This window comes from Desulfobacula sp. (assembly GCF_021107415.1).
Window position 1 is genome coordinate 1 of record NZ_JAIOSW010000017.1, and the last position, 8166, is coordinate 8166.

13 protein-coding genes, 1 pseudogene and 1 riboswitch are annotated in these 8166 nt (G+C 36.9%); of the genes and pseudogenes, 9 read left to right on the top strand and 5 right to left on the bottom strand.

The genetic code is table 11. The annotated features are described in order from the left end of the window. Positions 1–95: 95 nt before the first annotated feature. The 3 genes and pseudogenes from K8S13_RS00930 to K8S13_RS00935 form a co-directional block, all read right to left on the bottom strand. Entirely contained in the window at positions 96–338 is a 243-nt protein-coding gene (locus K8S13_RS00930) for a YheU family protein (protein ID WP_291459731.1), read from the bottom strand. Positions 339–443: 105 nt separating this feature from the next. Continuing rightward, positions 444–794: pseudogene (locus K8S13_RS25520) on the bottom strand (serine hydrolase); the annotation flags it as partial. A 68-nt stretch (positions 795–862) separates the two neighbouring features. Further along, complete coding sequence (locus tag K8S13_RS00935; RefSeq protein ID WP_291459733.1) at positions 863–1225, bottom strand: response regulator; 363 nt, start codon at positions 1223–1225, stop codon at positions 863–865. A 371-nt stretch (positions 1226–1596) separates the two neighbouring features. Between K8S13_RS00935 and K8S13_RS25525 the strand changes: the two genes are divergently transcribed. Continuing rightward, the gene (locus K8S13_RS25525; protein WP_367172503.1) at positions 1597–1875 is read left to right on the top strand and encodes a MaoC/PaaZ C-terminal domain-containing protein; all 279 of its coding nucleotides are present in this window, start codon (positions 1597–1599) and stop codon (positions 1873–1875) included. 105 nt (positions 1876–1980) lie between these two features. After that, a riboswitch (cyclic di-GMP riboswitch) is annotated at positions 1981–2058 on the top strand. Between the two features lie 21 nt (positions 2059–2079). Further along, positions 2080–2655 (top strand): PEP-CTERM sorting domain-containing protein, encoded by a 576-nt coding sequence (locus K8S13_RS00940; RefSeq protein ID WP_291459735.1) that lies wholly within the window; start codon positions 2080–2082, stop codon positions 2653–2655. 329 nt (positions 2656–2984) lie between these two features. Here the strand turns inward: K8S13_RS00940 and K8S13_RS00945 are convergent, their stop codons facing one another. After that, positions 2985–3182, bottom strand: coding sequence for a YwbE family protein (locus tag K8S13_RS00945; protein ID WP_291459736.1), 198 nt, complete (start codon positions 3180–3182; stop codon positions 2985–2987). Between the two features lie 86 nt (positions 3183–3268). Next, complete coding sequence (locus K8S13_RS00950; RefSeq protein ID WP_291459738.1) at positions 3269–3463, bottom strand: hypothetical protein; 195 nt, start codon at positions 3461–3463, stop codon at positions 3269–3271. 312 nt (positions 3464–3775) lie between these two features. Between K8S13_RS00950 and K8S13_RS00955 the strand changes: the two genes are divergently transcribed. From K8S13_RS00955 to K8S13_RS00985, 7 genes are all read left to right on the top strand, one after another. Further along, positions 3776–3949 carry an RNase H1/viroplasmin domain-containing protein gene (locus tag K8S13_RS00955; RefSeq protein WP_291459740.1) on the top strand — a complete coding sequence of 58 codons (174 nt, stop codon included), beginning with the start codon at positions 3776–3778 and terminating at the stop codon, positions 3947–3949. 7 nt (positions 3950–3956) lie between these two features. Beyond that, positions 3957–4109 (top strand): hypothetical protein, encoded by a 153-nt coding sequence (locus K8S13_RS00960; RefSeq protein ID WP_291459741.1) that lies wholly within the window; start codon positions 3957–3959, stop codon positions 4107–4109. 63 nt (positions 4110–4172) lie between these two features. Beyond that, a complete protein-coding gene (locus K8S13_RS00965; protein WP_291459742.1) occupies positions 4173–4646 on the top strand; it encodes a flavin reductase family protein in 474 nt (157 codons plus the stop codon). A 22-nt stretch (positions 4647–4668) separates the two neighbouring features. Next, a complete protein-coding gene (locus tag K8S13_RS00970; protein ID WP_291459743.1) occupies positions 4669–5442 on the top strand; it encodes a carbon-nitrogen hydrolase family protein in 774 nt (257 codons plus the stop codon). 19 nt (positions 5443–5461) lie between these two features. Continuing rightward, entirely contained in the window at positions 5462–5776 is a 315-nt protein-coding gene (locus K8S13_RS00975) for a hypothetical protein (RefSeq protein ID WP_291459745.1), read from the top strand. A 66-nt stretch (positions 5777–5842) separates the two neighbouring features. Then, a complete protein-coding gene (locus tag K8S13_RS00980) occupies positions 5843–6826 on the top strand; it encodes a KpsF/GutQ family sugar-phosphate isomerase (protein ID WP_291459746.1) in 984 nt (327 codons plus the stop codon). Continuing rightward, positions 6823–8142: an ATP-dependent 6-phosphofructokinase gene (locus K8S13_RS00985; RefSeq protein ID WP_291459747.1), complete on the top strand. Its 1320-nt coding sequence runs from the start codon at positions 6823–6825 to the stop codon at positions 8140–8142. The genes K8S13_RS00980 and K8S13_RS00985 overlap by 4 nt, the downstream gene beginning before the upstream one ends. Positions 8143–8166: the final 24 nt, after the last annotated feature.

An 8166-nucleotide genomic window follows, 5' to 3' on the forward strand; every position in this document is an offset into this window, starting at 1 on the left:
AACGGCATTTTTGTGGTTGCAAGGGCAATGAATGCTTCTTTGTCAGGTTGAATAAGTTTGTTCATTGTATTTCAATAAATTCAGTACAGATGAAATTAATCCTCAATACCTTCTAATACGGGATCATCACTTTTCAAAATAGTACAGGTTTCAGATTTCTGGTCAAACACAATTACAGCTTTTCCCGATTTAAGCAGTCCAAGCACCTGGGAGGTTTTTGTTTCCAGGGACACTTCAATTTCTCCATAGTCAGTGCCATCCCGGGTGATAAATTCTTCGACAACACCATTGAGTGCTTCTGGAGATAGTTGGTCGTATGGAATTTTAAGGGCGGTCATTATTTTAAATTAGCATTTCCAGCAATCCACGCCGTTCCTTTTGGTGAAAACCCCCATTGAAAATCAGTTATGCCCATTGGCTCAAATAAATATTTATTAGCAAAATCAGGTATAGTCATATTGGATTTTTTTGAAATTATCTCTCCAACCAAACCATAAGCTTGTACTGTTATACGCCCAATGTTCTCCAGGTAGATTAGCCATAGGAAGATTTACTGCATATTCAAGCCAGTCCTTAGATTTATACATATTTTGTTCACAAGCAAAGTTGTTTTTATGGTCATCACAATCATATCCAGAGGTCATTGTCAGCAAATGTTTTATTGTAATGTCCTTTATCCTTTCATTCCACTTTTGTTCAGGTTCATATGATTTAAAATGCTGGTATATCTTTTCATTTGCATTAGAAATAAAACCTTTATCAATTGCAATCCCTGTTAAAATTGATCCAATTGATTTTGTGGCAGATTCCTTCCCTTACGTGGTGCTCCTTAATTCCTGGGCAACTGGGTTACTTGTTGAATTTAATTTATGAACTGACGGACTACTTTCAATAGTCTTTTCATCGAAAATGGTTTTGGTAAAACAGCATCAAAATCACTTTGATCAAGTAGCCATGGCGTTCCAGACATACCCACAATCGGCGTTAAGCTATTTTGAATGTGTTTTAAATATTGAAGAACCTGTTCTCCGGACAGACCGGGCATTTTTATGTCAGTAAAGATCAGACTGTAATTATTAGACTCAATTTTTTTAATTCCCTTTTCCCCACTTTCCACAGTATCTACATCATAACCATTTCTGGTTAAGCTTTCTGAAAGTAGATCCAAAATAGGTGGTTCATCATCTATTATGAGAATGGGATTCAAATCTGGTGTAGTCTTCAATACTTATCATTCCTATATCTTGAATATTTGGGTAATACAAGTTTCTATTTCGATTCAAATTTCAAGTCAATCTTGATAACGCTGTATTCGTTATATTATGATATTTTTTTTCACCTCCTGGTAATTCTATGATTTTACAGTATTTTTTTTGTGGAACATAATATTATTTAAATATTCCAGTAACTTCCCTAACTCTCTATTATTATATAAAATTTTCCAATTTTCTCGCATTTAGCGTTATGTGCAAATAAAATTTTCCCACTATTTACTCCTTTTAATTAAGATTTCCTTTTATTTTTACAAATTTTATTAAAAACTAAAATTGCATGGATTCTTAAGGGTTTCACAAAGTATTAATTTGGAATGGTCATTTGGTTATTATTTGGAAACGGATTGCTCATGGTATGTTATCAGCATCATTGTTTTCAACCTTGGTGGGGATGCATATTCCGGGTATTAGTGTCATTTATAAATCACAAACTTTAGAATTTTTACGTCCTGTTTTTATAGGGGACACTCTTTGTGCATTGAACTTCAAACTTTGGTGCTTTATTACATGTAGTATGTTGAATGAAGTCCTGCTTCACTTGATTTTGTGTTTTCTAATAGAATCGAACACAATATTATGTAATTTTTTTCACAATTTATAACATTTTTTCTATAGAAAAAATTACCCAAAATTACCGTAAATACTATCAAATAGCGTCCTTGGCATAGGAAAAACAAAGGCATGTTTGTTGCATTGATTATGAAAGTATATGAAAAGCCAAACCTGTTATGAAGCGGGGACGGAAAGCCAAAGGGTCTTATGGGGAGATAGCCGGGTTGTCTAATACAAAAAAAGGAGTATAAATATGAAATCGAAGTTTTTAATGATTTGTGCGGCAGGATTGTTATTCGTCGGCATGGTAGGGAGCGCAATCGCAACACCTATTCAATGGACAACAGCAAGTGGAGGAAATGGACACTGGTATGATATTGTCGTAAGTGACCTTACTTGGGAGAATGCGCAAGCCACTACATTAGCTGCAGGAGACCATCTAGCAACCATAACATCTGTGGAAGAGCAAACATTTGTCGCAAATTTACTTGCAGGACATACGAACCCCGGAGTTGGAGGCTTTATGATCGGTGGATTCCAGCCTAGTGGTTCCTCAGAACCGACTGGTGGTTGGCAGTGGGTAACTGGAGAGACTTGGGGTTATACAAACTGGGGAGGAAGTGAACCCAATAATGCAGGAGGTGAAGGGTATCTCTATATGGACGAAAGATATAGTTGGGGGTGGAACGACTATACTAATGCAGGTGGGTATTACAATCCTCAAGGCTATATTTCTGAATCAGCACCAGTTCCCGAACCAGCCACAATGCTTCTCTTCGGCCTTGGTATTTTAGGGATTGCAGGTGTCAGCAGAAAGAAACTTAAATAAGACTGATGAAGGCAAATGCCGTATTACCGGATAATGGTGGCAGGCGGGTGTTCTCTTATGCCGAACATTCCCCAGAAAGAAGGTCCGGTAAAGGCCGGAGATCTGGTTTTGATAGACGTCTTAAACCAAGAGAATTGTTAGCCAAATAATATAGGCAGAGTCATTAAGTTGGCTCTGCCTATATTATTCCACTTACTAAAATATAGTAGGTTGAATAAGCGGTATGCCCGAGTCAAATAATATTATTCCTGTGCAAAGTAGCCAATAACTTGAATTCTCAAACATACCAAAAAAATATGTTCTCTCAATAATTAAACAAAGATAGGTTTTTAACCGTGAATAATTTTTACCCTTCCCACTAAGCCATTTTCTAAACGGACCTTGATCCCATGTGGATGTGAAGATGATTTTGTTAAAAGACTCTTCACAATACCATCGGTAAGATTCCCATTTTTTTGATCCTTTTTTAATACAATAGAAACTTTTTGTCCTGGTTTAATCTGGGATCTTTTTTGTCCGTCAGTCATTTGTAATTTCCTTTATTTATAATAGGCACAACTATAAAAATTTAATATCATAGTTTTATTTATTAATTTCGAAAGCTCAGTTTCTATTATTTATTCTCTGCCCTGAAGAGATCATCCCCATCAACATCTATCATTTCCTGACAATGATGACACACCATATTCAATTTTTTAACATTTCCCTTGAAAAGGAATCGACCACAATGAGGACAGCGATACTCTTTTAGCTTTGGATCACCCTGCATTGGTGGGATTATGGGTTCAGTATTTTTTTTGTCGTTCATTATTTTTCACCCTTTATTAATGACCAGGATAAATTCTTTAGATTCCTGCTCTATTAAAACGGTTCGTGATGGAAGGCCATAAATTTTTGGATCTACTTGTTCTTTCATTTTTATTCCTAATTAAAAATATACAGATATCTCAAGATTCATAATATTTTTAAAAATCAAACCAATGGCTTATTTTCGCTATTTCTATTCAGAGTCTAAAAAATATTTTCAAAGATGTAAATATATACTGCTTTACAGTTCATTTAATTGTTTGGTATTTGTATTAATCATCTTTTAAAGAAAAACACTTACGGTTGAATAATAATGGGAAGAAAAAAAAAGAAATTTTATGTTGTTTGGGCAGGACATCAACCTGGGATCTATCTGACTTGGGCAGAGTGTAAAGCTCAAACAGATGGTTTTCCCAGTACTGAATTCAAATCATTTAAATCCTTAGAAGAAGCTCAAAGAGCCAAATCTTTCGATAATGGACTGTAGTATGGGTATGGCTGATTTCCATCTTGGTGGGCCTCAATGTGATCCACCGTTGAAAAAAATAATTGCCGGGTATAACCCTTGGGAAGTGGATCGTGAAGCGGCGGGATTATTGGGATTAAACTGGAATAATATTGAGCATATTGCAGCTGGCTTTAAATAGAAATCAAGTACAGGATAATCTATATAAGAATTTAAAGTTTAATGTTGGATATTAATTAAAAAAATGAAAAAAGAATGGCTCACAGCATTCAGTCACATGACCTATGGACTTTATGTTTTAACAGTTAAATGTGATGATATTTTTAACGGTATGATCGCATCATGGGTAACTCAGGTATCATATGAACCACCTTTGATTTTGGTGGCTGTTCATCCAAACAGGTATTCTCATAGCTTGATTGAAAAAAGTAATGCTTTTGTATTACACGTGCTGGACAAATCACAAAAAGATATGTTGAAAAGATTCAAAGGAGCTGATCCTGAAAAAAAATTCTCTGGACTTTTCTGGGAAACTAAAAAAACAGGGGCACCGATTTTAAAAGACTGCATAGCGTGGTTTGAATTACAGATTAAAGAACGCCATGACCCTGGTAATCATGCCCTTTTTATAGGAGAAGTTATCAACAGCGGGGTTAATTCACCAGGCACTCCTCTTTGCACTTTGGAATATGATGGAATGTATATTGGAAAACAATAACAAAAAAGATTTTGGAGTGACTATGAAAGTAACGGTTTGTGAATTACCCAATAGCTGGACAGAGTCTGACACCTACTGGAACCGCTTGATTCATCATCTTGAACAAGAACAATCAGACTTACTGCTGTTACCTGAAATGCCATTTTTCCAATGGGTCACGCGATCCAATGTTGTTAATTCAAATCTTTGGGAACAAGCTGTAAAAGCTCATGATGTATGGATTAACAGACTTAATCAATTACCGGTTGAATTAATCATTGCATCAAGACCTGCCATAAAAAATAATCAATATCTAAATAAAGGATTTGTTTTTAGTCGTGATAAGGGAATTATTTTTGTTCATGACAAATACTATCTTCCGGATGAACCAGGGTATTATGAAGCCTCCTGGTATGAAAGGGGAGAAGAAAATTTTGATGTTATTCATATTAATGGTATCAAAATAGGGTTTCTAATTTGCACTGAAATCTGGTTTACAGCAAGAGCAAGGCAGTATTTAAAACAGGATGTTGATATTATAGTCTGTCCCAGAGCAACGCCTGAATCAAAAGTTGATATCTGGGTAACTGGAGGAAAAGCTACTGCTATTGTCTCCGGCGCCTTCTGTTTATCATCAAATTATAATGGTCCAAACACTCAAAAAGAAAATTTTGGTGGGAGCGGCTGGATTATTGAACCTGAACGGGGAGATGTCCTTGGAACAACTTCATTAAATCAGGAATTTTTGACTCTTAACATTGATATCAACGATGCAAAAAAAGCTAAAGCAACATATCCCCGTTATGTAAAAGAATAACGTACTTTTTATTGATATTATGAAAAACATTGAATTCAAATGGGCGGCGCAGCTTGTTAAAGAACACAGGGATATTTCATGGAGATATGGAGTAAAGCTCACAACCCCAACAATCAACATATCTTCAGGCAAAAAAACACTTGGTTTATGGAGCGATAAAAACAAAACGTTCTCGATTTCAAGCTATCTTATAAAAAATGAATTCTGGGATATTGTCTTAGAAGTCCTAATTAATACGCTACGTCGGGGTGGATGTCCGATGAAGTTTAGCCAAAAAGATTGCCTTCCCTCCTGCCGGCACATCTGGAATTTTTTTATATTAAAAAAGAGTTGAATATTGTATATAAATACCAATTATTCAAACTGTTCAATAAATTAAAGAGTTAGATAGAATTCAATCATGATAATAGATAAAGCAAAAGAAGTATTAAGAATAGAAGCCGACAGTATTTTGAAATTGGCACAGAATATTAACGCCTCTTTTGAGGAGCTTGTTAATACAATATGCAGTTCCACCGGTCGGGTGGTAATTTCGGGAATAGGAAAATCAGGTCTTATCGGTAAAAAAATTGTTTCCACCCTCATCAGCACCGGAACAAATTCAATGTTTTTACATCCGGTTGAAGCCGTTCATGGCGATCTTGGGATGGTGAGCAAGGATGATGTTTTTATAGCTATTTCCAACAGCGGTGAGACAAATGAGCTCAACCAATTGCTTCCTGTGATCAAAGATATTGGATGCAAACTTGCTGGATTTACAGGAAAGACCGATTCCACCATGGCAAAATTCTGTGATATTGTCATTGATACAGGGGTTGAAAAAGAAGCCTGTCCCTTTAATATGGCACCGACTTCCAGCACAACGGCCCAGCTTGCCATGGGCGATGCCCTGGCTGTTGTATTGATCACCATGAAGAAGTTTAAAAAAAGTGATTTTATGAAATCCCATCCCGGCGGCATGCTTGGACAACGCCTTTCCTGCAAAGTCGGTGAAATCATGTTTAAAGCATCAACTGCTCCATGGGTATTAACAGGCTCTTCCATGAGTCTTGCCCTGAAAAAAATGGATAAATTCAGGTTAGGTGCAGTGATTGTTCTGGATAAAGAAGAAAAGCTTAAAGGAATTATCACAGACGGTGATATCCGGCATTGCATGGCCAAAAATCTTACTGATTTAAACACCCGATCAGTTGACACGGTCATGAGTAAAAATCCACAAACATTAACTGCCCAGTCTTTTTTATATGATGCATTGAATCTTATGGAAAAATACCAGATTACAGTGCTCCCCATAGTTGATAAACATAACAGGCTTGACGGACTTTTACATTTACACGATATTCTTGGAAAAGGATCTTTTCAATTTAATGGAGGGCCTCAATGAAAACCAAAGATTTCAGTACTGATATCCCAACCCTTGGTGAAGCAAAAATTATTTCCCCTCTTAAACGTAACACTAAAGCAGAAGAACCTTTAAGAAGGTTTGTTTCAGATGAAGCAAGGATAATTGTTAATGTTCAAATGGATCATCTGAAAGGCAATTTGAAAAAAATTATCAGTTTTGATCAGGCAGGTCCAAGAGAAAAAATATACTTTGATCCCAGTAAACTCAAATGCGCCATTGTAACCTGTGGCGGGTTATGCCCCGGATTAAATGATATTATCCGGTCCATGGTTTTGGAACTTCACCACATCTATAATGTTAAGACAATTTATGGGATACGCCATGGGCTTCAAGGATTTATACCGGATTTTGAACATGATGTGATGGATTTAAATCCTGATACAGTCTCTGGAATCCAGAATACGGGTGGGTCCATGCTAGGCTCCTCAAGGGGAACCCAGGATATCGGTATGATTGTTGATTGTCTTGAAAGGATGAATGTTGGTATTTTGTTCCTGGTGGGTGGGGATGGAACATTAATGGCAGCAAAAAAAATAGCAGATAAAATTAAAAAGCGACATTTAAAAATATCAGTTATCGCCATCCCCAAAACCATTGACAATGATATTTATCTGGTATCCCGATCATTTGGGTTTGATACGGCGGTAGATGTTGCAACACTTGCCATCAAAGGGGCCCACAATGAAGCCGAAGCATATCCCAATGGAATCGGGTTGATAAAGCTTATGGGAAGGCATTCCGGATTCCTGGCCGCTACTGCTGCACTGGCACAGCAGGATGCCAATTTTGTTCTCATTCCTGAGGTTGATATTTCCCTGTATGGAAAAACCGGATTTTTACAGGCGCTTGAGGATAGAATCATTCATCGAAAGCATGCGGTTATTATTGTGGCTGAAGGTGCGGGTCAAAATCTTTTTGATGATCAGGAAAACCAGTTTGACCCTTCAGGAAATGTTGTACTCCGGGATATTGGTCTTTTCCTAAAGGATAAAATTTCACAATGGTTTAAGGCAAAAGATATCCCTGTTTCCTTAAAATATATTGATCCAAGCTATATTATCAGAAGTCTTCCTGCCAATGCAAATGACAGTGTATTCTGCGGTTTTCTTGGTCGTGATGCGGTTCACGCAGGAATGGCAGGAAAAACAAAATTACTGGTCAGCTTTTGGAACAATCATTACGTTCATGTGCCCATGGATGCCTCTGCAGGAAAAAGAAAAAATATGGACCCCCAGGGAAGGCTCTGGCAGTCAGTATTGGAAGCAACCGGCCAGGATGCTTTTTTTACCGACTGATTTCAACAAATTTTCCTTTCTTAA